This window comes from Afipia sp. GW823-FHT06G09 (assembly GCF_058794875.1).
This window is the reverse complement of the sequence record NZ_JBXAHF010000001.1, coordinates 562384-586787: the sequence shown is the minus strand read 5'-3', so window position 1 is coordinate 586787 and position 24404 is coordinate 562384. Positions and strand designations below refer to the sequence as shown.

Below are 24404 nucleotides of genomic sequence, written 5' to 3'. Positions count from 1 at the left end.
AGTCCCAGAACTTGAGTCCCACAATCTGGGCGCCAAGCTGAAAACAAGAGAGTGTTGATGGCCAAGATTTCACTGATCGTGAACGGCAATCCCGTGACAGGGAAGGTCGAACCGCGCACGCTGCTCGTCCAGTTTTTGCGGGAGCATCTGCGCCTGACAGGCACCCATGTCGGCTGCGATACCTCGCAATGCGGCGCCTGTGTCGTCCATCTCGACGGCAAGGCCGTGAAGTCGTGCACCACGCTGGCGGTGATGGCCGACGGGCACGAGGTCAAGACCATCGAGGGCCTCGCCGCAGACGGTGCGCCGTTGCATCCGATGCAGGAAGCCTTCCGCGAACATCATGGCCTGCAATGCGGCTTCTGCACGCCGGGAATGATCATGACGGCGGTGGATCTCGTGCATCGCAAGGGGCACGACCTGAGCGACGAAGTGATCCGGGAAGAACTCGAAGGTAATTTGTGCCGCTGCACCGGTTACCAGAACATCGTCTTGTCGATCGCGGCCGGCGCCAAGGCGATGGCCAAATCCGATCTCGCGTAACCGACGCCGTTCCCGAAGGACCGCTCATGTACGACTTCAAATATCATCGTCCGGGGACTGTGCGGCAGGCCGCCAATCTTCTCGTCAAGAACGAGGACGCCAAGCTGATCGCCGGCGGCCACACGCTGGTGCCGGTGATGAAGCAGCGGCTTGCCAGCCCACCGCATCTGGTCGATCTCAGCCACATCGAGGGGCTGAACGGCATCGAGATGAAGGGCCGCAATCTGGTGATCGGCGCGACTGCGACCCACGCGGAAGTTGCGAACTCCGCCATTGTCGGCGAAGCGATCCCGGCGCTTGCGGAGCTTGCAGGTCTGATCGGCGATCCCGCCGTTCGCCACAAGGGCACCATCGGCGGCTCGCTCGCCAACAACGATCCGACGGCGGATTATCCCGCTGCCGTGACCGCGCTGGGCGCGACCATCGTTACCAACAAGCGCCGGCTGAAGCCGGAGGAATTCTTCCAGGGCCTGTTCACGACAGCACTTGAGCCGGACGAGATTATCACCCGCGTGATGTTCCCGCTGCCGAAAAAGGCCGCGTATCAGAAATTTCGCAATCAGGCCTCGCGTTACGCACTGGTCGGCGTGTTCGTTGCGCGGCGTCCGTCGGATGTCCGCGTGGCGGTGACCGGCGCAGGTGGTGACGGCGTGTTCCGCGTCACCGAGTTCGAGGAAGCGCTGAAGAAGCGTTTTTCGCCGAAGTCGCTTGATGGGCTGACGGTGTCCGCCGATGGCCTCAATAGCGACATTCACGGCAGCGCGGAGTATCGTGCGCACCTGATCGGTGTGCTCGCACGCCGGGCCGTGGAAGCCGCCACAGCAAAGTAGCGCCATTGGAGTTTTTCGCCTCATGAGCAAGATCCCGGCGTCCGTCGATGCAACGCTCGATCTGCTCACCAGCCGCGGCTATCTCGCGGAGCGTTCGCTCGCGACGGTTGTCTATCTGTCGCTCAGGATGGGTCGGCCGCTGTTTCTGGAAGGCGAGGCCGGCGTCGGCAAGACCGAGATTGCGAAGGTTCTCAGCGCGGCGCTCGGGCGCAAGCTGATCCGTCTGCAGTGTTATGAAGGTCTCGACGTCGCATCCGCTGTCTACGAATGGAACAGCGCCGCGCAGATGATTGCCATTCGTCTGGCGGAAGCGAGCGGCGAGACTGACCGCGAACAGCTGTCTGCCGACGTGTTTGCGGAGAAGTATCTCATCAAGCGGCCGCTGCTGCAGGCGCTGGAGCCGGATGTTGCCGGACCGCCGGTGCTGCTGATCGACGAACTCGACCGCGCGGATGAGGCGTTCGAAGCCTATCTGCTGGAAATTCTCAGCGACTTTCAGGTGACGATCCCGGAATTCGGCACCGTGAAGGCGCCGCAGCCGCCGATCGTCATCGTGACCTCGAACCGCACGCGCGAGATCCACGACGCGCTCAAGCGCCGCTGCCTTTACCATTGGGTCGACTATCCGTCCGCCGAGCGCGAGCTTGCCATCGTCAAGTCGCGTGTGCCGAATATCGGCGCGAAGCTGTCGGAGCAGGTGGTCGGCTTTGTGCAGGCGCTGCGCGAACAGGATCTGTTCAAGGTGCCCGGCGTGGCCGAGACCATCGACTGGGCGACGGCTCTCACCGAACTCGATGCCCGTTCGCTGACTCCGCAGGTGGTGGGCGATACGCTCGGCGCGCTGCTGAAGTATCAGGACGATATCGCGCGCATGCAGGGGCCGGCCCTCGACAAGGTCATCAAGGAAGCCGTCAGCGATCCTGCGGCCTGAATGCGCTTTCGGGAATCGTCATGGCAGATGACATCGAGACCCCAACGACCGGATTGATTGCGGACAATGTGATCGGCTTTGCACGAGCGCTCCGCGGCGCCGGACTGCCGATCGGGCCGGGCGCTGTGATCGACGCGTTGAAGGCGATGCGACTGATCGATATCGGCAACCGTGCCGATCTGTTCACCACACTCGAATCGATCTTCGTCAAACGCCATGAGCATGCGCTGATTTTCGCGCAGGCGTTCGACCTGTTCTTCCGACGTGCCGAGGGCACGGAAAGTATGCTCGACTCGGTGCCGCTGCCGCCCGAGGCGCAGAAGCCGCCGCCGCCAGCCTCACGCCGTGTCCAGGAGGCGTTCGCGCAAAGCCGCAATATCGAAGGGCCGGAAGTCGAGGAGAAGGACGTCCAGCTTTCGGTGTCCGACCGCGAGGTGCTTCAGCGCAAGGATTTTGCGCAGATGAGCGCGGCCGAGATCGCCGAGGTTACCCGCGCCATCGCGAAGATGAAGCTTCCGCAGGCTGAGCTGCGCACGCGCCGCTTCAAGCCGGACGCGCGAGGCCAGCGGCTCGATCTGCGACGGACGCTGCGTGGCAGTCTGCGCACCGGCGGCGAGATTGTGAAATTCCAGCGGCTCGGGCGCATCGATAAGCCCGCACCCATTGTGGCGCTGCTCGATATTTCCGGCTCGATGACCGACTATACCCGTCTGTTCCTGCAATTCCTGCATGCGATTACCGACGCGCGCAAACGCGTTTCGGTGTTTCTGTTCGGCACGCGGCTGACCAACGTGACGCGGGCGCTGCGCGCGCGCGATCCAGACGAGGCGCTGGCGGCCTGCTCAAGCAGTGTCGAGGATTGGGCGGGCGGCACCCGGATTGCGACCTCGCTGCACAACTTCAACAACCTCTGGGGCCGCCGGGTGCTGGGGCAGGGTGCCATCGTACTCCTGATCTCCGATGGGCTGGAGCGCGAGGCTGATACCCGGCTGGAGTTCGAGATGGACCGGCTGCATCGGTCCTGCCGCCGCCTGATCTGGCTCAACCCCCTTCTGCGTTTTGAGGGCTTTGAAGCCAAGGCGCAGGGCATCAAAATGATGCTGCCGCATGTTGATGAATTCCGTCCCGTGCATAACTTGAAGTCGATGGAGGGGCTGATCGACGCGCTGTCGTCGGACCAGCCGCCACGGCGTATTGAGACCCGCTCCGCAGCTTGAGGAATCGAACCATGCTCAACCGCGACGAAGACATCCTGAAGGCCGCCGAGATCTGGATGAAGTCCGGTCACGGTGTTGCGCTCGCCACCGTGGTAGAGACCTGGGGCTCCGCGCCGCGTCCGGCGGGATCGAGCCTTGTGATCAACGATGACGGCACGTTTCTTGGCTCCGTCTCCGGCGGCTGTGTTGAAGGTGCGGTGGTCACCGAAGCGCTCGACGTGATCGCCAGCGGCAAGCCGAAGATGTTGGAATTCGGCGTGGCCGACGAGACCGCATGGAATGTCGGACTGTCGTGCGGCGGCACGATCCGGGTTTTCGTCGAGAAGGTGGACAACTCTTGAAACAGAATACTCTGGCCGAGCTGAACGCCGAGCGCGCGGCGCGCCGGGCTGTGATCGTCGTGACCGATGTGGTGAGCGGCGACCAGCGCCTGATCAAGGCGGCGGACATCGCGGCCGATCCGCTTCATGCCGAACTCGACAAGCATCTGCGCATGGGCAAGAGCGGCATGATCGAGAGCGACGGCAGGAAGCTGTTTCTCAACGTCTATGCCCCGACCGCGCGTTTGGTGATTATCGGCGCGGTCCACATCAGTCAGGCGCTGGCGCCGCTGGCGCAGTCGCTGGACTACGATGTGTTCGTGGTCGATCCGCGTACGGCCTTTGCCTCGCCCGAACGTTTCCCCGATGTGCCGCTGTTTGCGGATTGGCCCGACGTGGCGCTGCCGCCGCTTAACATCGACCGCTACACGGCGTTTGTCGCGCTGACCCACGATCCCAAGATCGACGATCCGGCGCTGTTGCATGCGCTGGAGCGCGACTGTTTCTACATCGGCGCGCTGGGCTCGCGGAAGACGCATGGCAAACGTCTCGAGCGTCTGAAGGCCCAGGGTGCGAGCGACGCCGCGCTGGCGCGTATCCACGCGCCGATCGGACTCAATATCGGTGCGGTGTCGCCCTCGGAGATCGCGGTCGCTATCATGGCCGAGATTACAGCGCGGCTCCGGCTTCCTGCAGACACGCCCCTCAAGACGAAGTCAGCGGCATGAAATTCGGTCCTGTTGCGCCGGAAGACAGCATCGGCGGCGTCACCGTTCACGCCATCCGTCAGGGGCCGCTCGTCCTCAAGAAAGGCACTGTCATCGGCGCGGCTGAAATCGCGGCCCTCAAGCAGGCTGGCGTGAATGAAATCGTCGTCGCGCGCCTGGACAAGGACGATGTGTCCGAGGACGAGGCGGCGGCCAGCATTGCTGCTGCGGTGGCGGGTGAGGGCGTCAACGTCGAGCGCGCCTTCACTGGCCGCGCCAACCTGTTTGCGGCGGAAGCCGGCGTGCTGGTGGTGGACCGCGATGCCGTCGACCGTATCAACCGGGTGGATGAGGCGATCACCTTCGCCACGCTGTCAGCTTTCAAGCCGGTGGTTGCCGGAGAAATGATCGCTACCGTCAAGATCATTCCCTTTGGCGTGGAGGCGAAGCTGCGCGACGCTGCCGTGGTCGCTGCCAGTGCGGGGCGGATGCGGGTCGCGCCGTTCACGATCAAGCGTGTCGGGATCGTCTCGACGATCCTGCCGGGGTTGGCACCGAAGGTGATCGAGAAAACGTTACGCGTCACCGAGGAACGTCTCGCTCCGACCGGCGCTCGCATCATCGGCGAACGCCGCGTTCCTCACGACGAGAGTGCGCTTGCGCCCGCCATCGAAGAACTGCTCGCGCTCGGCGCCGAACTGGTGCTGGTGTTCGGTGCTTCCGCGATCGCCGACAGGCGCGACGTGATCCCGGCGGCGATCGAACTCGTCGGCGGAGCGGTCGAGCACTTCGGGATGCCGGTCGATCCCGGTAATCTCATGCTGATCGGCAAGGTCGGAAATTCACCGGTACTCGGCGCGCCGGGCTGTGCACGTTCGCCGAAGGAAAACGGATTCGACTGGATATTGATGCGCCTGTTGGCCGGGCTTCCGGTCACCCGCGCGGATGTCACCGGCATGGGAGTCGGCGGCCTCCTGATGGAAATCGTGACACGACCGCAGCCGCGCGTCCCGGTCGAGGCCGATGGCAATCGCAAGGTCGCAGCCGTGATCCTCGCGGCGGGACGCTCGACGCGCATGGGCGGGCCGAACAAATTGCTGGCCGAGCTGAACGGGAAGAAGCTGGTGCGGATCGTCGCCGAACAGGCGCTAGCCTCGAAGGCATCGTCTGTCATTGTTGTGACCGGCCACCAAAGCCTGGAGGTCGAAGCGGCGCTGAAGGGGCTCAAGGTCGAGTTTGCGCGAAATCCTGATTTTGCCGAAGGCCTCGCAACTTCCGTGAAGGCTGGCATCGGTGCGGTCCCTGAGACCGCTGACGGTGCTGTGGTGTGTCTGGGCGACATGCCGCTGATCGATTCGAAACTGATCGACCGGCTGGTGGATGCGTTTGCGCCGGATCGAGGATCACTGATCGTCGTGCCGGTGGCGGGCGGCCGGCGCGGTAATCCAGTGTTGTGGTCGCGGCGGTTCTTCCCGGAATTGATGACGCTCGATGGTGATATCGGTGCGCGGCACCTGATCGCTCAGCATGCTGAAGCGGTCGCAGAAGTCGAGGTTGAGGGCAAGAGCGCTTTTCTCGATATCGATACGCCGGAAATGCTGGCAGACGCACGGCGCGGCTAGCGTTTACCTCCTTTCTTTCCGCCTTGTTCACCAAGTTGAAACGCCCTTCCGCCTAGTGTGATCCCGGAATGACCTCTGGGGAGGGGACGTTGACGGCTTTTACGGCGGCGTGTTGCCGCGCTGTTTTTATTTTTGCTTTGGTTTCAGCTTTTGCCGCCCACCTTGCTGCCACACCGGCGTTTGCCGCTGGCGCGCTGGCGATTGGCAAATGCGGCGCCTATGGCCAGGCATTCGACTATCCCGCCGAGCAGGCCGCACGAGCCGCTGCCCTCAAGCAATGCAAGGGTGAGTGCTCGGCAGTGACCATGAAACGCGCCTGTGCTGCGCTGTCGCTCGATATGACCAAGCCGTGCGGAGCCCATGGCTATGCTGTTGCCCCGCGCATTTCCAGCGCACTCAATGAGGCGATGAAGAAGTGCTACGCGTTCGGCGGCAAGGAATGCGTCATCCGTGCCTGGGCGTGCGACGCCAAGGGCTAGGAGAGGTTTTCAGCAAAGCCTCTCGCCGCAGCTTGCCTAGGTGGTTGAATAATCTGCATATAATCAAAGGTTTAAGAGATTCATTTGGAAAGTTGTTTTCTGATCTTGAATATGACTGACCAGTCAGTCATATTCAGCGGATGGCAAAACTCCCGCTGATCGACACGCGTCCCGTGAAAGACAAAGCCGCGCGCAAGGCCAGGACGCGCGCGCCGGCGGATCGCGCTGCATCGCCGCGTCCGTCAAAGCGCGCGGTCGGTGCCACCGAACGGCGTGCTGCGATCATCGCGGCGGGTCTCGATGAATTCACCGCCAAAGGATTTGCGGCGACGCGCCTCGACGATGTGGCCAAACGCGCCGGCGTCGCCAAAGGTACGATCTATCTGCACTTCAAGGACAAGGAAGCGCTGTTTCAGGAACTGGTGCGCACGGCGCTGGGGCCGCTGATTGTCCGGATTTCGAATCCGCAGATCGGGGAAGGCGCGGGATCGGCGCGCGCGGCGATCGAATTATTGGCCGAGACGTTTGCTCGCGACGTCATCGGCACAAAGCGCGCCGACATCGTGCGGATGATCATTTCCGAAGGCACGCGCTTCCCGCAACTCGCGGATTTCTATTACCGCGAGGTGATCACGCACGGTATCGCCGGAATGCGCAAGCTGATCGAATACGGCATCGCGCGCGGCGAAATCCGCAATCCGGCACTGGCGGAATTTCCGCAACTTCTGGTCGGGCCGCTGGTTGTTGCGGTGATCTGGCAAGGTCTTTTCGGAAAGCAGGCACCGCTCGATATTGCCGCGATGCTGCGGATTCATCTCGATCTGATTTTTAGTGAAGGGAAAGCGACATGATTGCGTCGCGAGGTGTTTCGCAAAGTTTGGTGCTGTTGCTGGCTTCCCTAAGCCTGGCGGGTTGCTGGGATTCCAAAAAGCCCGGTTATCAGGGCTGGGTCGAAGCCGACATGATCTTTGTCAGCCCGGACGAGCAGGGGCGCGTGGTCAAACTCAATATTCGCGAAGGCGACAGGGTCGAAGTCGGCATGCCGCTGTTTGCGGTCGACGATGATCTCCAGCAGGCTGCCCTGAACCAGAGCAACGCCACACTCGTCAATGCGCGGCAGGCCTACGATCGCGCGGCGTCTCTGAGCAAGACCGGCTCCGGCACGCAGGCAAACCTCGATTCCGCGCTGGCCGCGTTGCGCGTTGCCGAAGCGCAGGTGAACACGTCGCAGACGCGGCTGGCCCGCCGCCGGATGAACGCGCCCATCGCGGGCACAATCCAGCAGATCTATTTTCGCGAAGGCGAGACCGTTCCTGCGCAGAAGCCGGTGGTGTCGATCCTGCCGCCCGGCAACATGAAGGTCCGCTTCTTCGTGCCGGAGCCCGAGTTGCCAAAGTTGAAGGTCGGCGAGGACGTTCGCGTGACATGCGACGGCTGCGCCAGCGAACTAACCGCGAAGATTTACTTTATCGCGACCATGGCGGAATACACGCCGCCCGTGATCTACAGTCTCGATGAGCGCTCGAAGCTGGTCTATCTGATCCAGGCGCGGCCGAACAAGCCGGACAGCCTGCGCGTCGGTCAGCCGGTCAGCATCTTCACAGATGGCAAGACGCCGTGAGCACCGACACCGCACAATCCGATATCGCGATCGAGGTCCACGGCCTGTCGAAGTCGTTCAACGGCCGTGAGGTGGTGCACGATCTGTCGATGCAGGTGAAGCGCGGCTCGATCTACGGATTTCTCGGTCCTAACGGCTCGGGCAAGACCACAACCATCCGCATGCTGTGCGGACTTTTGACGCCAGACAGCGGCGAGGGGACCTGCCTCGGCTACGACATCAGGCGCGATGCCGACAAGATCAAGCGGCGCGTCGGTTACATGACGCAGCGCTTCAGTCTCTATCAGGATCTGTCGGTGCGGGAAAATCTTGAGTTCGTCGCGCGACTCTACGGCGTGCCGGACCCGCGCGGCGCGGCGCGCGAGATGATCAAGCGCATTGGTCTGTCGGGGCGCGAAGAACAGCTCGCCGGCGAACTGTCCGGCGGCTGGAAACAGCGGCTTGCGCTGGGCGCCTGCACATTGCCAAGTCCGCAGTTGCTGCTGCTCGATGAGCCGACCGCCGGTGTCGATCCCAAGGCGCGGCGCGAATTCTGGAATGAGATCCATGCGCTGGCAGCCGAGGGCCTGACTGTTCTGGTGTCGACACATTACATGGACGAGGCGGAACGCTGTCATGAGATCGCGTATATCGCCTACGGCAACCTGCTGGTGCATGGCACTGTCGAGGAGGTGATCGCGAAGTCGGCGCTGACCACCTACACCGTGACCGGCGAAGGACTGAACAAGCTGACCGCCGATCTCACCGGCAAGCCCGGCGTGGATATGGTCGCGCCGTTCGGCACCAGTCTTCATGTGTCGGGACGCGATGCGGCAGCGCTTGAGGACGCAATCGCGCCATACAGGTCCGGCGGCGATACGACATGGCACAAGTCAGAGCCCTCACTTGAAGATGTCTTCATCGAGCTGATGAGCCGTTCGAAGGATAACTTCCAATGAGCGCAACCGAAACAAGCAACGGCGGCGCGCGCGGCTTCTGGCAGCGTACCTATGCGATGCTGGTGAAGGAGTTCCTTCAGCTCCGCCGCGACCGCGTCTCGTTCGCGATGATCGTGATGCTGCCGATCATGCAGTTGCTGTTGTTCGGCTATGCCATCAACACCACGCCGCGCAACCTGCCGACCGCCGTGCTGCTGCAGGAGGACAGCGATCTCGGTCGTTCGATCCTCAAGGCGCTCCAGAACACCGCCTATTTCCGCTTCACGCGTGAAGTCCACACCGTCGCCGAGTTCGACAGTCTGCTGGAATCCGGCAAGGTCCTGTTCGGCGTCGAGATTCCGCGCGGCTTCGAGCGCGCGGTCCGGCGGGGCGACAGGCCGGCGTTGCTCGTGGCTGCGGACGCTACCGATCCGGTGGCGTCCGGCTCTGCGCTCGGCGCACTAGGACAGATCGCGCAGTCGGCCCTCAAGCATGATCTTTACGCCGGCGATCCGCCTTCGATGCCGTTCGAAATCCGCGCCCATGCGCGCTACAACCCGGCGGCGGAATCGCGGTTGAACATCGTGCCAGGTCTTGTCGGGACAATCCTGACCATGACCATGCTGATCTTCACTGCGCTGTCGGTGACCCGCGAAATTGAACGCGGCACCATGGAAAACCTGCTGGCGATGCCGATCACTCCGGTGGAGGTGATGCTCGGCAAGATTATTCCCTATGTGCTCGTCGGCTTTCTGCAGGCGACAATCATCATCGGCATCGGCTACTTCCTGTTCCATGTGCCGATCCTCGGCAGCCTGTCGGTGTTGGCCGCCCTTTCGACACTATTCATCGCGGCCAATCTGTCGATCGGCTACACGTTCTCGACCATCGCGCAGAACCAGCTTCAGGCGATGCAGATGTCGATGATGTTCTTCCTGCCGAACATTCTTCTGTCCGGCTTCATGTTTCCATTCGCGGGCATGCCGGTCTGGGCGCAATGGATCGGAGAAGCGCTCCCGCTGACCCACTACATTCGCATCGTCCGCGCCATCATGCTGAAAGGCGCGTCGCTGGAGAACCTGCAGTACGACGCCGTCGCTCTGTGCGTGCTGGTGCTGGTCGCCATGAGCATCGCTGTCACGCGATTCCGGCGCACTTTGGATTGAGGCCGCTGGCCGATGCTGTATTCTGCCCGTAAAGGCGCTGTAGGGGCAGGCATGATACGCGGTCTGAAAGAGCTTTTGAGCAGCGAAGAACGGGAGCCGGTTTCCGCGGACTTCCACCGCGCATTGACGCGGGAAATTCTGAAAACCGAACTGATCCGGATCAAGACGCTGATCGTTACGGCTTCGGCGATCGCCGGCATGTTGTGGACGGTGTACCTGATCGCACCTGAACAAATCGAACAGCTCTGGCACGGCAATCTCAAACCGGTCTATCTCTTCATCGTTCTCGGGCCTTTCCTTCTGTTTGAGCTGCTCGCCCATGCGCTGGTGAAGCGGCAACTCGAGCTTGACCGCGACGTATCGGTCGCAAGGCGCTACGCAAGCGCCTTCATCGAAACCAGCATGCCGACGATCGCGCTTGCGCTTCACATCGACAATATGGGGTCGGTTACGGCGCTCGGTTTCGTCGCGCCGCTGGTCTATTTCGTTTTCATTATTCTTTCCACGTTGCGGCTTGATTTCTGGCTGTCGACCTTCACCGGGTTCGTCGCCGCCGCCGAACTGCTTGCGATGGCGATGCTTTATCATCCCGATGGGCGGCCGGAATTCGAGTACCATTTCGCGCGCAGCCTGATCTTCTTTACTGGCGGCGTGCTCGCGGGAGCGGTCGGGGTTCAGTTGCGGCGGCAGTTCGAGAAGAGCATCGCGGCTGCATCCGCTCGTGACCGGGTGACCAATCTGTTCGGTCAGCATGTTTCACCGCAGGTTGTGGAGCGCCTCCTGACGGAAGGAACCAGCACGGCTTCCGACATCCGCCGCGTTGCCGTCATGTTCGTTGATTTCCGCGGCTTTACGGCCGCCGCGCGGTCGCATACGCCGCAGGAAATCGTCGACCGGCTGGATGGCGTATTCGGAGTTCTTGTTGAGATCGTCGACCGTCACGGCGGCATCGTGAACAAGTTTCTCGGTGACGGATTTCTGGCGATTTTCGGAGCGCCCTTCGAGTCGCCCGACGCGCTGGCCCGCGCGGTCGAGGCGGCGCGTGAGATGCTGGTCGCGGTCTCGCGCAACAATGAAGTGAATACCTGGGCGCTGCGCGTCGGAATCGGACTTCATTTCGGTGAAGTCGTCGCCGGCAACATCGGCTCATCGCGGCGCAAGGAATACACGGTCATCGGCGACACGGTGAACTTTGCGGCGCGGCTTGAAGCCCTCAACAAGGAATTCAACTCGCAATTTCTGGTCTCGTCGGCGGTTCGCGACTCTCTCGGCGATGCCTGCGCGGACGCGATATCGCTCGGCGAGGTCGCGGTGAAAGGCTACGAGCAGCCGATGGCGGTCTGGCGCCTCGGCTGATCTGTTATGCCGTCGCCGCTTTCGGGTTGTTCCGAAGCAGCATCATCACCGCCGCCGCGATCAGGCAAAGGATGCCAGCGGCAAAGAACGCCGGCAGATAGCTTTCATATAATGTTCGCGTCAGGCCCGCGCCGAATGCGGCCGTTGCCGATCCAAGCTGATGGCCGACGAAAATCCAGCCGAACACCATCGCCGCGCGCTCCGGGCCGAAGTGCTTCGCCGTCAGCTTCACGGTCGGCGGGACGGTGGCAATCCAGTCGAGGCCGTAGAACACGGCGAACAGCGACAAGCCATAGAACGAGAAATTGGTGAACGGCAGGAACACCAGCGACAGCCCGCGCAGGCCGTAATACCAGAACAGCAGCCAGCGGTTGCTGTAGCGGTCCGAAAGCCAGCCTGACGCAATGGTGCCGACGAAATCGAAGATGCCCATGGCCGCGAGCAGGCTTGCGGATGTCGTGGCGGGAATGCCGAAGTCAGCACACATCGGGATGAGGTGGGTCTGGACCAATCCGTTGGTGCTGGCGCCGCAGACGAAGAACGTGCCGAACAGAATCCAGAACACGCGGGTTTTCGACGCATCGCGAAGAGCCGCGAAAGCCGCAGCAACGATCGAGGTCGCGGGTGGCGTCGCCGGGACGGGAGCATTGCCGTTATCGCCATAGGGACGCAGGCCGACGTCCGAGGGCCTGTCGCTCATGAACAGCAAGACCGTCACGGCGGCGAATGCCAGCATCACGCACATGGTGCCCATGGCGGTGCGCCAGCCGAATACTTCGGTGAGATAGGCCATGATCGGGAGAAAGATCAGCTGTCCGGTTGCGACGCTGGCCGCCAGAATACCGACGACCAGCCCTCGCTGCGCGACAAACCAGCGCGTGGCGACGGTTGCGCCCAGCACCATCGCGGTCATGCCTGTGCCGAAGCCGACGACAAAACCCCACAGCGCGATCAGATGCCAGGCCTGGGTCATGGCCAGCGACGCGAGCAGGCCCACCGAAATGATGGTCAGCGCGGAAATCACCACGTTGCGCAGGCCGAAGCGCACCATCAGCGCGGCGGCGAAGGGAGCCATCAGACCGAACAACAGCAGGCGGATCGACAGCGCGGAGGATATTTGCGTCGTGCTCCAGCCGAATTCCTTCTCCAGCGGCAGGATGAAGACGCCGGGCGCACCCACGGAGGCCGAACTAATAAGCGCCGTCAGGAACGTCACGGCCACCATGACCCAGCCATAGTGAATGCCGCGCGTGGCAAGGCGTGCCGAAACCCACGAAGAAAGCATTGCGTGTCCTGAAACGGGAAGGAAAGAAGCGCTCAAGTATGACCGAAATCACACGCTTCAACGGTCCTTAGGTTCGGAGTCGACCAAAGTCTAGGCTTGGGCTACCGGCGCGTGAGCACGCCGATGCGCCCATAGACTCCGGAGCGGTGGCTGTTGTCTTGGACATAGCCTGCGCCCAGCGACCACTCGAAAGCCGACATTTTGAAAGATGTCAGGTGGGCGCCGATCCGGTACTGCCGATAGACCACATCGCCCGACGTTTCCACTTCGGGCCCCGCCCAGAAACGATCCATGACGCGCCAGCCGGCAGCGCCGCGCACACCGAAACTGTTGCCGATGGTCGAGCCGGAGATCGACGACGCCAGCATCATGGTGGGGGTGGGCTCCCACCAGAGATCCGCGCCTATACGCAGGCCGGCATGATTGCCCCGCAGGCTGTTGCTGGGATCGTCCGGCGACAGGCGATGGTTCTGTAGATCGAGACCGGCGAAGGCCTTGATTTCGACGTCGCCGCGCTTGATCCGCCAGCCCGGAAGGATCGCTCCCAGCAGTCCGGTGCCGCGAATGTTGGTGCTGCCAGCGAGGTAGCGATAACTGCCTTGTGCAAGCAGCACCTTGAGTGTGAAGCCATCCTCGTTGAGGCCGCCGGGGGCCCATTGCAGGCCGCCGTAGAAGGAGCCGCCACTGCGCCAGAGATCGAAGCCGCTGAAATAGAGAAACTTCTCGGGATATGCGCCGCCGCTGAGAGCGCTGGCCGGTGGCAGCAGAAGATCATTCAGGGGATCGGCCACAGTTGGAGAGCCTCCGCAAAGCAACGCGGCGGCGGTGACGCAAAACACGCGCACCCTCCCAACGCAACGCATGGAGCCCCCAAGCCCCGGACGCAAAAATACTTACGTAAAAATACTCATTGATTAGAGCGCCAAAGGCGAAGTTCGTCCAGCGAACGAGCGGGAACGCGCCGTGAACGGGCTGCAAAAATTTTCCGGCAGCCTGTGGATAACTCAGAACTGCGGGGCGACCAGGTTTTCGATCTTCACGCCTTCGCGGTCCTCAATGATCTCGGCGATGAATTTGCGATGGCAGGCTGTGTGATCGCGCTCGTAACAGAGAATACAGACCGGTCCGGCTTTCATCACCAGTGCCGCAAGCTCGTCCATCTCTGCGCGCGCCTGCGGGGTTTTCAGATGCGCGTGATAGATTTTCGACAGCGCCTTCATGTCGCCGCTGCGCGCGGCCTCGCGGCCGTCCTTCGGTGTACCGAGTCCCCGCAAATGGACGTACGAGATGCCGCGTTCATCGAGCCCTGCTGCGAGCTGGGTCTTGGAGAATCCCGGGCGGCGCGATGACGCGATCGCGCGCACGTCGACAAGGAGCTTCACGCCCGCGTGCTGCAACTCGTCGAGCACCGCTTTCGGCGGCGTTTGTTCGTAGCCGATGGTGAAGAGCTTTTTGGCTTTGGCCATGCTGTCTCCCGTCCTCGTTCGTTCACGTCACGCGCTCGATCAATTCCATCGCCCCAGCAGGAGCCCGGATTTTCCCCTCGTGAATCACATAGGCGAACACGTCGCGGGGTTTTTTCTTCGGCGGCGTCTTGTCGAAGCGGGCAAGGTCATCCGGTTCGCTGCCCTGCGCCCAGAGTGTCAGCCGCTTCGCCCATGCATCCAGCTCCTTGGGCGGGTAGGCGGTCTTCACCGTATCCTTGCCGGTCTGGAGGCGGACGTAAACGAAATCGGAGGTTATGTCGGCGATCGCCGGATACTTCGCATGATCGGCGTAGACCACCGCGACGTTATGCTTGCGCAGCAGCGCGATGAACGCCGGCGTGCAGAAACTGTCATTTCGCACTTCGACCACATGGCGCAGGGCGAGGCCATCGAACTTGCGTGGCAGCAGGTCGAGAAAGGCGCCGAAGTCGGCTTCGTCGAACTTCTTGGTCGGCGCGAATTGCCACAATACCGGCCCAAGCCGGTCGCCCATTTCCGTGACGCCGGAATCGTAGAACCTCTTGATGGAATCCCCGGCCTCGGCGAGCACACGGCGGTTGGTGGCGAACCGCGGGCCCTTGACCGAGAAGATGAAGCCGTCCGGGACCTCGCTGGCCCATTTGCGGAAGCTTTCCGGCTTCTGCGAGCCGTAATAGGTGCCGTTGATTTCGATCGAGGTCAGCTTGGAGGCGGCGTAGGACAGTTCTTTCGCCTGGGTCAGCTTCTCCGGATAGAACACGCCCCGCCAGGGCGCGAAGGTCCAGCCGCCGATCCCGATATGAATTTGACCTGATTTCTTAGCCATTTCCCATTTCCCTTGGAGACCCTTGCGGAACGCCGGTCCCATACCTATCTAGCTTCTATCGGCAATGTTGCAGCTTCCGCTCCATTGTCGGGACGACCACGAGAAGAACCGTGAGAAGTTGGGCGCGCCGGATGTACGCGCAGACTTGATTCTCTCACTGGTTTCCCTCCGTGGTCGTTGGCATTCCTGGACCCCTGAATGCCCGCCGCCACCCGATTTCCAGCCATTATCGCATCGAAATCGCGTCCCGGCAGGGCGTCTTGGCATCGTCCGGTCCCCCGGATATACGCTGGCTCCATGACTGAGGCCATCTCACCCGGGGCAGCACCTGCACGTCAATTGTGTGTCGTGGTGCCGACTTTCAAAGAGCGCGACAACGTTCCCAAGCTTTTCGCGAAGCTGGACGCCGCGCTGTCCGGTATCGCGTGGGAGGTCATCTTCGTCGATGACAATTCCCCGGACGGGACTTGGGACGTGGCCCGGCAACTGGCCCAAACCGACTCCCGTGTCCGGTGCATTCGCCGGATCGGCCGGCGAGGGCTCTCCGGGGCATGCATCGAGGGCATCCTGGCTTCCAGCGCGCCCTACGTCGCGGTGATGGACGCCGATCTTCAGCACGACGAAACACAGCTCCCAAAGATGCTCGCGCTGCTGCAATCGGGGCAGGCCGAACTCGTGGTCGGCAGCCGTTATGTCAGTGGCGGCGACACCGGGAGTTTCGGGAGCGCGCGCCTTGGCGGCAGCGTACTTGCGACCAACATCGCAAAGAAGCTGCTGCATGTCGAAATCGCCGACCCTATGAGCGGGTTCTTCATGATCCGGCGCGAACGGTTCGAGCAGCTTGCGCCGTCGCTGTCGGTGCAGGGGTTCAAGATCCTGCTCGATATCGTGGCGACCGCCGGCGGAAAACTCCGCGTGGTCGAGGTGCCGTTTTCGTTCGGCGCGCGGCAGCATGGCGAGAGCAAGCTGGATTCGCTGGTCGTGCTGGACTTCCTCGGTCTTGTGCTTGCCAAGCTGACTGGCGATCTGGTGTCGCTGCGCTTCCTGCTGTTCGCTCTTGTCGGCGCGATCGGTCTCTTCGTTCACTTCGCGACGCTGTACACGTCGCTTGCGCTCAAGGTCCCGTTCGCCGAAGCACAAGGCGTTGCTGCCTTTGTCGCGATGACCGGAAACTTTCTCCTCAACAACCAGCTCACGTATCGCGACCAGCGCCTGAAGGGCGGGGCGCTTATTCGCGGTCTCCTGCTGTTCTATCTCGTTTGCAGCGTCGGGCTTCTCGCCAATGTCGGCGTTGCGGCGACCGTGTTCGATCAGGAGCCGATCTGGTGGCTCGCGGGCGCGGCCGGTGCACTGATGGGCGTGGTCTGGAACTACGGCGTCTCCAGCCTGTTTGTCTGGCGCGCAAAATGATTTCGTCTGAATCTAAACTGGCGCGCGGCGCGGCTGTCACCGTCGCCGTGCTGGTGCTGCTTCGCCTTGTTGCGGCGGCGTTTACACCGCTGACCTTCGACGAAGCCTACTACTGGACGTGGTCGAAGCATCTCGCGGGCGGCTACTACGATCATCCGTCAATGGTCGCGGTGGTGATCCGGCTCGGCACCATGATTGCGGGCGATACCGAATTCGGTGTCCGGTTGGTGTCGGTCTTGCTGGCGCTGCCGATGAGCTGGGCGGTCTATCGCGGGGCACTGATTCTGTTCGATGACGCGCGGATCGCCGCGACGGCGACGATCCTGCTCAATGCCACCCTGATGGCGTCGGTGGGCACCACCATCGTGACGCCGGACGCGCCGCTGATGGTGGCATCCGCATTTGTCCTGTATTTCCTCGCCAAAATTCTGGAGACCGGCCGCGGGATCTGGTGGCTTGGAGTTGGCGCCGCGGCAGGTTTCGGACTGCTCTCGAAATACACCGCACTGTTCTTCGGGGCGCAGATCCTTTTGTGGCTGGTGCTGGTGAGAGACCAGCGCCGGTGGCTGCTATCGCCATGGCTCTATGCTGGCGGCATTGTCGCCGTCGCGATTTTCTCACCCGTGATCCTGTGGAACGCCGACCACCAGTGGGTGTCGTTCATCAAGCAGCTTGGCCGTGCGCGTGTCGAGGGCATGACGCTCAAGTATCTCGGTGAAATGATTCCGACGCAGTTTGCGTTCGCGACGCCGTCCGTCTTTATCCTTGGCGTCCTCGGCCTTTACGCGCTGGCGCGGGGCAGGGCTGCGAATGCCGCGAGCGCGGCGCTGGTCAACATCAGCGTCTGGATGATCTTCCTCTATTTCGTCTGGCACTCGCTGCACGCCCGCGTTGAGGCCAACTGGCTCGGACCGGTCTATCCGGCATTCGCCATCGCCGCCGCATTCGCCGTGTGGGGCACGACATGGAATGCGCGCGAGCAGCGCACGGTGAACTGGTCGCGCCGTCTTGCGCTGCCGATCGGCGTGATCCTGTTCGTGGTGCTGATCGTCCAGACCAACACCGGCGTGTTCACCGGATTCCGGCGCGATGCCACCGTGCGCAGCGTTGGGGTCGGCTGGCCGGAACTGGCCAGAGAGATCGAAGCGCTTCGCATCAAGCAAAATGCAAACTGCGTGCTGGCGGCGGACTACGGCACCACGTCGTGGATGATGTTCTATCTGCCGAAAGGCACCTGCATCGCGCAATTCCAGCAGCGCTATCGCTGGACCTTCATGCAGGAGCCCGACGCCAAACTGCTCACGGGCAGGGCGCTCCTGATCGGCCCGCCCGGCGCAAGCCCGTTCTACCGCGAGACCTATGCGCGCGATGAAACGCTGACCGAACTGACCCGCAAACGCAGCGGCGTCGGCTTCGAGACCTATGAGGCCAGCCTGCTCGATGGACCGAAAGGCGAGATGCTCGACCGCTCGCCTGCGCCGGAGCTTGGCGGGCCTCGATAGTCAGCGCCGCGCTGTTTCCGATCCGACAACACATCGCCTCCGCGCGCTCATTATTTGCGCGCAATGCGGAGAAATGATGCGGGAACGGCATTGACGGCCGATGAGTTGGCTCACGATGATCCATCCATCCAGGAGACGCCCGATGGGGAAGGTGACTGGCTTCATTGTGTTCGCTGTGATCGCCTGCGTTCAGCCCGCTTCCGCACAGGGAACCGAGCAGGAGCGCGAAGCCTGCACGCCGGACGCCATGCGCCTGTGCGGGCAATTCATCCCAGATGCCGATCGCATCGAGGCCTGCCTGCGCAATGCCGGGCCGCGCCTCAGCCCGGCCTGTTATGCGGTGTTCAATCCGCCGCGCGCGACCGACCAGACGCGCCGCGCCCAGCAGCGGTCCCGGCGTCCGCCGCCACCACCGTCGGATGACGACGACGAGTGAAGGGAACCCGGATTTACGGCCTGCCTTACATCCGCCGCCACTTAATCCGCATTTAACTAAATGCCGCCTTAATGCCGCTCCGCACCTTTGCGAGATGTCGCGTGGGGAACTCCAAGCTCCGCAAGGCAACTGACGCTGGCCCGCTTTCGCATGCGCTGTTCGCGCATGACCTGCCGAATGCGGCCGGAAGGACAAGGCGGGATTGTTCTGGATGCAAGGCGTATGAGTACCAGTTCTGTTGCGCGTACCGGCTACACAGCCCACCCCCAAGGTCGTTCGGTTCGAACTTCCAGCCCTTTGAACATTGCAGGCGTCGCGGCGATCGCGTTCGTGACGCTGGCCTGCGGCTGGACCCTCTATAGCAACGTCTTCAGCGGCAATGCGTTCGGCACGGCTTACGACCTCGCCTCGCGCGACGCGCGCGTGGTGTTCGTGCCCGCAGCCAGCGGCCTCGATCAGCAGGCCTTCGCCGACCGCTTCGCGGCGCTGATGCCCGCAAGCGAGGAGCCGCCCGCGCTCACCGTCGAGCAGAAGAATTACGCCGCGCTGATGGACGTCACCCATTCGCTCGGCGCGCCGCCGGTGACCTTCAAGCCCACGGTTGTCGCGGCCCCAGATACGCCGAAGCCCGCGCCGTCGCGGGCGGAGATCGCGAAGGCGCCGGACGTTGCGCTTCCGCCGGCATCCGCACGCGTCGCCAGCATTCCGCTGCCATCGTCGCGCCCGGCCGACTTCAAATTCACCCAGCAGGGGCGCGTCAAGCCCGGCCACTCCGAGATGGTGGAGCGCGCGAAGAACGCCGCGCTCGCCGCGATGGCCAGCAAGACGCCGAGCCTGTTCGACAAGCTGTTCGGCAGGACGCCCGCGCCGGGCCCCGTGCTCGCCTATGCCGGCTCCGACGGCGGCGTGATGAGCGACGGCACCGCGATGACGCCCGCGGGGTCGAGCGAAGACGACAAGCTCACCGCGATCTACGACATCACCGCGCGCACCGTGTACATGCCCGACGGCTCGAAGCTCGAGGCGCATTCCGGCCTCGGCGCGAAGCTGGACGATCCGCGCTACGTCAACGTGCGCATGCACGGCGCGACGCCGCCGCACATCTACACGCTCAAGCCGCGCGAGGCGCTGTTTCACGGCGTGGCCGCGCTGCGCCTGACGCCGGTGGGCGGCGAGGGCGCGATCCACGGCCGCACCGGACTGCTCGCGCACACTTACATGCTCGGGCCGAACGGCGATTCCAACGGCTGCGTGTCGTTCAAGGACTACAACGCATTCCTGAAAGCCTATCAGCGCGGCGAAGTGCGGCGCCTGGTCGTCGTCGCGAGCCTGAAGGACTGAGGGGTTTTTCATCTCGCCCCGTTCTTACGGGGAGAGGTCGCGAGCCATAAGCGCGTTCACGCGCGTCTTCGACTCGCTATGGCGAGCGGGTGAGGGGCTCTTTCCGCGTCGTCCCCGCGCAGGTCTTGCCGTGAGCTTGTTCTAATTCGCAGTTCGTCATGGCCGGGCATAGCTCGTCGAAGACGGGCGTGAACGCCCTTTTGACCCGGCCATCCATCTTTCTTGAGTGATGGATACGCGGGTCAAGCCCGCGTATGACGATTGTGGATCAGGCGACATTGTGCGCAATCTTCGCATCCAGATTCAATTTTCATACAGCCAAGCGGAATTACCCCTGTTGTTATGACGGCGCGCGCGCGGGGCTTGCCCCGTTCGCGTCTTAAAAACCCGCGCCGTTGCGGGCCGTGCGCCATCCCCCCTATTATTTGGAAGGCGCGGGGGCGCCCGAATTCCTCTCGTCGCTTCGCCCTGAATGAGGGCGCGCGGAACGCCGGATGCGCGAGCGCATCCGCAGCCCCGTGTGCAAAAGGTAAAAAGCACACGAGCGTAGTCGCCACGGTCACGCCGGAGGCATCCGGCGTTCCGCACGCAATGGTTGGAACGGCTTGTTGCGTGAGGCACCCCCGGTGGCCGGTGCTGAGTACACCACCGTTGTGTGGACTGACGGACTCTTCCATCGCCCTCTGTACGAGGAGCGACGGCGTCGTCCTGCCCCTTGGCGCGAAGCCGATGCGCCGGGATGACACGCCTTGGGCCGTCCGCGTCACGGCGTGGTCGTCAACGGGGCGGGACGAAACGGCGCGGCCTCTTGCGAGGCGTGCGCCCGATCATCCGGCCCGCGTTCGAACACCGCACGCGGCCACCGCATCCCGCCCCGCGTATCGTGACGATCGCGAAACGCCCCTCATGACGGGGCGGGATGGATAGGAATATAGTCTCATATCTAGAGATTGTCAAGTAGACGAGATTATCGGGAAATAACGAGCATCCCGCTGGCGCCACAACGCCTAATTGTACATCTTGTCATCGTTTTTGTTTTTTGGGGTAAGTGACATGCGCATTAAGAGTATAGATGTTTCAAACTTTAGAGCACTCCGCAACGCAACTTTGAACTTCTCTCCAACAACCGCGCTAATAGGTGAAAACAATAGCGGCAAATCGGCATTTTTGAACGCAATGGAATTATTTTTCTCAGGAAGTCCACGAATAAAACGTAGAGATTTTTCCGATGAGAAAATTGAAGTGCCTATCGACATTACCTTGCATTTTGGCGACTTAACGCCCGACGACCATAAAGAGTTTGATGAATATCTATTAAATGGTGATCTCATCGTAACGAGAAGATTTTACAGCGACGGGAGCAAAGATAGCGGAAAGTACTTTGTATCTGCGCGAGTGAATAAAGAATTCGCAGAATGCCGCAGCGAGGAAAAAGCAACTGCGAAACGAGCGGCTTATAAAAAGCTTCAGGAGAAGTATTCGCTTCCGGACGTAAAAAGTGCCGACGAAATCGAAGGGCATCTCATTAACTGGGAAATAGCTAATCCGAATTCCGATGCGCTTGAGATAATAAAAACGTCTAGCTTTAAGGGGTGGACGAACGTTGCAAGCGGGAAGCTAAAGCAAAAAACGGATTTTATTTTAATTCGAGCCGTAGAAGATGCGACAGAAAACATTCAGGAAAATAAAAATTCACCCGTAAAAAATTTGGTCAATGCAATTGCTCGACAAGCGATAGAAAACAGCTCTGCGTTCAAGCAGTTTATAGACGAGGCTAACGCAAAAATAGCTGAACTTACAGATCCGGCTAAGGTACCGGTTCTCGCTGACATCAGTGGTCAATTAACCGGCATACTCACGCGTTACTACAAAGATTCGGAAATTAACGCCACGTGGGAGCCGATTACACAGATACAGCCAAATTTCCCGACAGCTACCCTCGAAATAATCGATAATGACTTTTCAAACTCTATTGATGGAGTTGGTCATGGGCTTCAAAGAGCGATCATCCTTACAGTCCTTCAATTTATGGCGCAGTATCAGGCCACGCAAAACAAAGAGGCCGAAATATTTGCTGAGCCTCAAAGTGACATAATTTTGGCGATAGAAGAGCCTGAAATATATCAGCACCCAATTAAGCAGCGGCTGTTTGCGAAACTCTTAAATCAATTGGCGCAGAGCTTTAATGAAAGCACAGGAATCAGAATACAGACGATTTACGTAACACATTCGCCGCTCATGATCTCCTTGTCGCAATGTGAAGCGATACGAATGGTGCGACGGGTCAAAACTGACAAGGGCAATAACGTTCTTCCAAGTGAAATTAGTTTAGCAGATTGTTCAAGAAAAATAGCCGTTCTTTCAGGGTTGCCACCTGAGCAGGCTTGGTCAGCGCATAATTTTGGAGCGAAGCTCCACATTTTCCGTCCAGAGATAGCGGAGGGTTTTTTCGGAAACCGGGTTGTGCTTGTTGAGGGAGTGGGAGATCAAGCTGTTTTGGAGGCGTGGTATAAGATCGCGGATCGCGATCCTCACGCCGAAGGAATAGTAATTGTAGGAGTTGGTGGGAAAAACAACTTAGCAAAAGTCATTACGGTTTTTGATGCACTTCAAATTCCCTGCTACTGGGTATTTGATAACGACAAAAGTAAGGGTGAAAACGAGGCTGACAGCATCGCCTCGAATCGACTTTTACAAAAATTGGCGGGTTGGACTGATGAGTCCTGCAGTGATTGGCCTGCAGGCGTTTTTGACGAATTTGCATCTTGGGATTGTAAGATTGAAAAATACGTTCGACTAAAAGCAGGTGCGGAGAAGTTCGACGCTGCGCGAGCAGAAATCGCTCAGAACTATAACGTCGACGCCAACCTTTCTCTAAAATTCCCTGCGTCGTCATCTGCGATATTGATACGCCTCCGTGAGGAAGGCGTAGTCTTTGATGAGCTTGATGGACTCATCGCGGCGATAGATAAACTCGTGGCATGACGCTTCCCGCAATTATTGAATAAAAAACCCCGGCATCGCTGCCGGGGTTTTGCATTTGGTATCGTTGAGCGAGATTCCGGGTCTGCGGAGCGGCATGAAGAATGCCGCACCGCGCCCGGAATGACGGCTTCTCTCAGAAGTCCGATGTCGCCCAAGCCGTAACGCAGAGGCATTGGGGCAGGTCCCTCCTTACCTGAACCCGCCGGTCACGTGCAGCGTTTCGCCGGTGATGTAGGACGCGCCTTCGGAGGCGAGGAAGGCGACGACCGAGGCGATCTCCTCGACCTTGCCGACGCGGCCCATCGGGGTGGCGGTTTCGATCCAGGTGCGCAGCTCGCCTTCATGGAAGCCTGCGGACTTCACGCCTTCGGTCACGATCATGCCGGGATTGACCGCGTTGACGCGGATCTTGCGCGCGGCCAGCTCCTTCGACAGCACCGAGGTGATCGCATCCACCGACGCCTTGGTCGCGGTGTAGACCGCCGAACCCGGCGGCGTGATGGTCGAGACGCCGGACGAGATGTTGACGATGCTGCCGCCGTTCGCGTTGAAGTGCTGCACGGCTTCCTGCGACACCAGCAGCAGACCCAGCACGTTCAGGTCGAAATGCTTGTGGAAGTGTTCCGGCGTGATGGCTTCAAGCGGGGCGAATTCGTAGACGCCGGCATTGTTGACCAGAATGTCGATCGGCCCGAGCGCCTTCACGGCCTCCGCGACCACGGACTTTGCGGCCTTGGCGTCCGACAGGTTGCCGTGAACGGCGACGGCCTTGCCGCCCTTGGCCTTGATCTTCGCCACCACATCGTCCGCGCCTTGCTTGCTCGACGCGTAGTTGACGGCGACGCTGGCGCCTTCCGCTGCGAGCTGAAGCGCGATTTCCGCGCCGATGCCCTTGGATGCGCCGGTGACCAGCGCGACCTTGCCTTCAAGTTTCTTTGTCATGATCGTTGTCCCTGACCTGTCTGTCCGATCCGTCTTCCGGACCTTTGGTTGTTTCAGTAGTTCGGAAGTATTGAACTATTGAACCAGATCAAGGGGCGGCCTATATTATTTTTATGGTGCAGTTCGTTCACCCCGCGAGGCAGGACATCACGCTGGCCGGCGTTCTCGCCGCGCTGGCCGATCCGGCGCGGCTGATGATCGTCAAGGGACTGATCGGCCAGAAGGATTGCATGTCATGTACGGCGGCGGCGCCGTGCCCGGACATGGCCAAGTCGACGCTGTCGAACCATTTCCGCGTGCTGCGCGAGGCGGGCCTGATCCACACCACCAAGCAGGGCGTCGAGCATCGCAACGCCGTGCGCGAGGCCGACATCAACGCGCGCTTTCCGGGCCTGCTGAAGACGATCCTCAAGCACGCGGACTGAAGGCTGGAGCGGGCGCGGCAAGAGCGGGTGCAAACAAAAACCCCGGCATCGCTGCCGGGGTTTCGCATTCTTGTCAC

Annotated in this window: 24 protein-coding genes; 19 read left to right on the top strand and 5 right to left on the bottom strand. The window is 61.2% G+C overall.

Features of this window, described 5'->3' with window-relative positions; translation table 11 throughout:
* Positions 1 to 57 precede the first annotated feature (57 nt).
* From AC1Q67_RS02985 to AC1Q67_RS02925, 13 genes are all read left to right on the top strand, one after another.
* The gene (locus AC1Q67_RS02985; protein ID WP_006021304.1) at positions 58 to 543 is read left to right on the top strand and encodes a (2Fe-2S)-binding protein; all 486 of its coding nucleotides are present in this window, start codon (positions 58 to 60) and stop codon (positions 541 to 543) included.
* A 26-nt stretch (positions 544 to 569) separates the two neighbouring features.
* Entirely contained in the window at positions 570 to 1373 is an 804-nt protein-coding gene (locus tag AC1Q67_RS02980; RefSeq protein WP_492235266.1) for an FAD binding domain-containing protein, read from the top strand.
* Positions 1374 to 1395: 22 nt separating this feature from the next.
* Positions 1396 to 2304: an AAA family ATPase gene (locus AC1Q67_RS02975; protein WP_024574877.1), complete on the top strand. Its 909-nt coding sequence runs from the start codon at positions 1396 to 1398 to the stop codon at positions 2302 to 2304.
* A 20-nt stretch (positions 2305 to 2324) separates the two neighbouring features.
* Positions 2325 to 3521 carry a vWA domain-containing protein gene (locus tag AC1Q67_RS02970; protein WP_492235267.1) on the top strand — a complete coding sequence of 399 codons (1197 nt, stop codon included), beginning with the start codon at positions 2325 to 2327 and terminating at the stop codon, positions 3519 to 3521.
* Positions 3522 to 3532: 11 nt separating this feature from the next.
* Positions 3533 to 3862: an XdhC family protein gene (locus tag AC1Q67_RS02965; RefSeq protein ID WP_492235268.1), complete on the top strand. Its 330-nt coding sequence runs from the start codon at positions 3533 to 3535 to the stop codon at positions 3860 to 3862.
* Entirely contained in the window at positions 3859 to 4569 is a 711-nt protein-coding gene (locus AC1Q67_RS02960) for an XdhC family protein (protein ID WP_006021299.1), read from the top strand. The genes AC1Q67_RS02965 and AC1Q67_RS02960 overlap by 4 nt, the downstream gene beginning before the upstream one ends.
* Complete coding sequence (locus AC1Q67_RS02955; protein ID WP_492235269.1) at positions 4566 to 6170, top strand: NTP transferase domain-containing protein; 1605 nt, start codon at positions 4566 to 4568, stop codon at positions 6168 to 6170. Before AC1Q67_RS02960 ends, AC1Q67_RS02955 begins: the two co-directional genes overlap by 4 nt.
* A gap of 68 nt (positions 6171 to 6238) precedes the next feature.
* Positions 6239 to 6649 (top strand): DUF4189 domain-containing protein, encoded by a 411-nt coding sequence (locus AC1Q67_RS02950; protein WP_492235270.1) that lies wholly within the window; start codon positions 6239 to 6241, stop codon positions 6647 to 6649.
* Between the two features lie 140 nt (positions 6650 to 6789).
* Positions 6790 to 7500: a TetR/AcrR family transcriptional regulator gene (locus tag AC1Q67_RS02945; protein ID WP_492235271.1), complete on the top strand. Its 711-nt coding sequence runs from the start codon at positions 6790 to 6792 to the stop codon at positions 7498 to 7500.
* On the top strand, positions 7497 to 8270 hold the full coding sequence (locus AC1Q67_RS02940; protein WP_492235272.1) for an HlyD family secretion protein: 774 nt from the start codon (positions 7497 to 7499) through the stop codon (positions 8268 to 8270). Before AC1Q67_RS02945 ends, AC1Q67_RS02940 begins: the two co-directional genes overlap by 4 nt.
* On the top strand, positions 8267 to 9208 hold the full coding sequence (locus AC1Q67_RS02935; RefSeq protein WP_492235273.1) for an ABC transporter ATP-binding protein: 942 nt from the start codon (positions 8267 to 8269) through the stop codon (positions 9206 to 9208). Before AC1Q67_RS02940 ends, AC1Q67_RS02935 begins: the two co-directional genes overlap by 4 nt.
* Positions 9205 to 10353 carry an ABC transporter permease gene (locus AC1Q67_RS02930; protein WP_492235274.1) on the top strand — a complete coding sequence of 383 codons (1149 nt, stop codon included), beginning with the start codon at positions 9205 to 9207 and terminating at the stop codon, positions 10351 to 10353. The genes AC1Q67_RS02935 and AC1Q67_RS02930 overlap by 4 nt, the downstream gene beginning before the upstream one ends.
* Positions 10354 to 10404: 51 nt before the next feature.
* Positions 10405 to 11709: an adenylate/guanylate cyclase domain-containing protein gene (locus AC1Q67_RS02925; protein WP_492235275.1), complete on the top strand. Its 1305-nt coding sequence runs from the start codon at positions 10405 to 10407 to the stop codon at positions 11707 to 11709.
* A 4-nt stretch (positions 11710 to 11713) separates the two neighbouring features.
* On the opposite strand, the gene AC1Q67_RS02920 is transcribed toward AC1Q67_RS02925, so the two are convergent.
* The 4 genes from AC1Q67_RS02920 to AC1Q67_RS02905 form a co-directional block, all read right to left on the bottom strand.
* The gene (locus tag AC1Q67_RS02920; RefSeq protein WP_492235276.1) at positions 11714 to 12994 is read right to left on the bottom strand and encodes an MFS transporter; all 1281 of its coding nucleotides are present in this window, start codon (positions 12992 to 12994) and stop codon (positions 11714 to 11716) included.
* 101 nt (positions 12995 to 13095) lie between these two features.
* Positions 13096 to 13857 (bottom strand): cellulose biosynthesis protein BcsS, encoded by a 762-nt coding sequence (gene bcsS, locus AC1Q67_RS02915; RefSeq protein WP_492235277.1) that lies wholly within the window; start codon positions 13855 to 13857, stop codon positions 13096 to 13098.
* 141 nt (positions 13858 to 13998) lie between these two features.
* Positions 13999 to 14460 (bottom strand): DUF488 domain-containing protein, encoded by a 462-nt coding sequence (locus tag AC1Q67_RS02910; protein WP_006021291.1) that lies wholly within the window; start codon positions 14458 to 14460, stop codon positions 13999 to 14001.
* Positions 14461 to 14482: 22 nt separating this feature from the next.
* On the bottom strand, positions 14483 to 15286 hold the full coding sequence (locus tag AC1Q67_RS02905; protein ID WP_492235278.1) for a DUF72 domain-containing protein: 804 nt from the start codon (positions 15284 to 15286) through the stop codon (positions 14483 to 14485).
* 297 nt (positions 15287 to 15583) lie between these two features.
* On the opposite strand from AC1Q67_RS02905, the gene AC1Q67_RS02900 reads away from it, so the two are divergent.
* From AC1Q67_RS02900 to AC1Q67_RS02880, 5 genes are all read left to right on the top strand, one after another.
* Positions 15584 to 16696: a glycosyltransferase gene (locus AC1Q67_RS02900; protein ID WP_492235279.1), complete on the top strand. Its 1113-nt coding sequence runs from the start codon at positions 15584 to 15586 to the stop codon at positions 16694 to 16696.
* Positions 16693 to 18198 carry a glycosyltransferase family 39 protein gene (locus AC1Q67_RS02895; RefSeq protein WP_492235280.1) on the top strand — a complete coding sequence of 502 codons (1506 nt, stop codon included), beginning with the start codon at positions 16693 to 16695 and terminating at the stop codon, positions 18196 to 18198. The genes AC1Q67_RS02900 and AC1Q67_RS02895 overlap by 4 nt, the downstream gene beginning before the upstream one ends.
* Before the next feature lie 142 nt (positions 18199 to 18340).
* The gene (locus AC1Q67_RS02890) at positions 18341 to 18634 is read left to right on the top strand and encodes a hypothetical protein (RefSeq protein WP_492235281.1); all 294 of its coding nucleotides are present in this window, start codon (positions 18341 to 18343) and stop codon (positions 18632 to 18634) included.
* Positions 18635 to 18856: 222 nt separating this feature from the next.
* Complete coding sequence (locus tag AC1Q67_RS02885) at positions 18857 to 19975, top strand: DUF2778 domain-containing protein (RefSeq protein ID WP_492235282.1); 1119 nt, start codon at positions 18857 to 18859, stop codon at positions 19973 to 19975.
* 1053 nt (positions 19976 to 21028) lie between these two features.
* On the top strand, positions 21029 to 22960 hold the full coding sequence (locus AC1Q67_RS02880; RefSeq protein WP_492235283.1) for an ATP-dependent nuclease: 1932 nt from the start codon (positions 21029 to 21031) through the stop codon (positions 22958 to 22960).
* 189 nt (positions 22961 to 23149) lie between these two features.
* On the opposite strand, the gene AC1Q67_RS02875 is transcribed toward AC1Q67_RS02880, so the two are convergent.
* Entirely contained in the window at positions 23150 to 23902 is a 753-nt protein-coding gene (locus AC1Q67_RS02875; RefSeq protein WP_492235284.1) for an SDR family NAD(P)-dependent oxidoreductase, read from the bottom strand.
* Between the two features lie 113 nt (positions 23903 to 24015).
* Between AC1Q67_RS02875 and AC1Q67_RS02870 the strand changes: the two genes are divergently transcribed.
* Positions 24016 to 24327 carry an ArsR/SmtB family transcription factor gene (locus AC1Q67_RS02870; protein ID WP_492235285.1) on the top strand — a complete coding sequence of 104 codons (312 nt, stop codon included), beginning with the start codon at positions 24016 to 24018 and terminating at the stop codon, positions 24325 to 24327.
* Positions 24328 to 24404 lie beyond the last annotated feature (77 nt).

Excerpts from the sequence above, each read along its gene's own strand:
- AC1Q67_RS02890 (WP_492235281.1), top strand. The coding sequence starts at position 18,341 with ATGGGGAAGGTGACTGGCTTCATTGTGTTCGCTGTGATCGCCTGCGTT.
- bcsS (WP_492235277.1), bottom strand. The coding sequence starts at position 13,857 with ATGCGTTGCGTTGGGAGGGTGCGCGTGTTTTGCGTCACCGCCGCCGCG.
- AC1Q67_RS02980 (WP_492235266.1), top strand. The coding sequence starts at position 570 with ATGTACGACTTCAAATATCATCGTCCGGGGACTGTGCGGCAGGCCGCC.
- AC1Q67_RS02900 (WP_492235279.1), top strand. The coding sequence starts at position 15,584 with ATGACTGAGGCCATCTCACCCGGGGCAGCACCTGCACGTCAATTGTGT.
- AC1Q67_RS02970 (WP_492235267.1), top strand. The coding sequence starts at position 2,325 with ATGGCAGATGACATCGAGACCCCAACGACCGGATTGATTGCGGACAAT.
- AC1Q67_RS02910 (WP_006021291.1), bottom strand. The coding sequence starts at position 14,460 with ATGGCCAAAGCCAAAAAGCTCTTCACCATCGGCTACGAACAAACGCCG.
- AC1Q67_RS02925 (WP_492235275.1), top strand. The coding sequence starts at position 10,405 with ATGATACGCGGTCTGAAAGAGCTTTTGAGCAGCGAAGAACGGGAGCCG.
- AC1Q67_RS02940 (WP_492235272.1), top strand. The coding sequence starts at position 7,497 with ATGATTGCGTCGCGAGGTGTTTCGCAAAGTTTGGTGCTGTTGCTGGCT.
- AC1Q67_RS02930 (WP_492235274.1), top strand. The coding sequence starts at position 9,205 with ATGAGCGCAACCGAAACAAGCAACGGCGGCGCGCGCGGCTTCTGGCAG.
- AC1Q67_RS02920 (WP_492235276.1), bottom strand. The coding sequence starts at position 12,994 with ATGCTTTCTTCGTGGGTTTCGGCACGCCTTGCCACGCGCGGCATTCAC.
- AC1Q67_RS02895 (WP_492235280.1), top strand. The coding sequence starts at position 16,693 with ATGATTTCGTCTGAATCTAAACTGGCGCGCGGCGCGGCTGTCACCGTC.
- AC1Q67_RS02885 (WP_492235282.1), top strand. The coding sequence starts at position 18,857 with ATGAGTACCAGTTCTGTTGCGCGTACCGGCTACACAGCCCACCCCCAA.
- AC1Q67_RS02945 (WP_492235271.1), top strand. The coding sequence starts at position 6,790 with ATGGCAAAACTCCCGCTGATCGACACGCGTCCCGTGAAAGACAAAGCC.
- AC1Q67_RS02955 (WP_492235269.1), top strand. The coding sequence starts at position 4,566 with ATGAAATTCGGTCCTGTTGCGCCGGAAGACAGCATCGGCGGCGTCACC.
- AC1Q67_RS02975 (WP_024574877.1), top strand. The coding sequence starts at position 1,396 with ATGAGCAAGATCCCGGCGTCCGTCGATGCAACGCTCGATCTGCTCACC.
- AC1Q67_RS02875 (WP_492235284.1), bottom strand. The coding sequence starts at position 23,902 with ATGACAAAGAAACTTGAAGGCAAGGTCGCGCTGGTCACCGGCGCATCC.
- AC1Q67_RS02985 (WP_006021304.1), top strand. The coding sequence starts at position 58 with ATGGCCAAGATTTCACTGATCGTGAACGGCAATCCCGTGACAGGGAAG.
- AC1Q67_RS02905 (WP_492235278.1), bottom strand. The coding sequence starts at position 15,286 with ATGGCTAAGAAATCAGGTCAAATTCATATCGGGATCGGCGGCTGGACC.
- AC1Q67_RS02965 (WP_492235268.1), top strand. The coding sequence starts at position 3,533 with ATGCTCAACCGCGACGAAGACATCCTGAAGGCCGCCGAGATCTGGATG.
- AC1Q67_RS02870 (WP_492235285.1), top strand. The coding sequence starts at position 24,016 with ATGGTGCAGTTCGTTCACCCCGCGAGGCAGGACATCACGCTGGCCGGC.
- AC1Q67_RS02880 (WP_492235283.1), top strand. The coding sequence starts at position 21,029 with ATGCGCATTAAGAGTATAGATGTTTCAAACTTTAGAGCACTCCGCAAC.
- AC1Q67_RS02950 (WP_492235270.1), top strand. The coding sequence starts at position 6,239 with ATGACCTCTGGGGAGGGGACGTTGACGGCTTTTACGGCGGCGTGTTGC.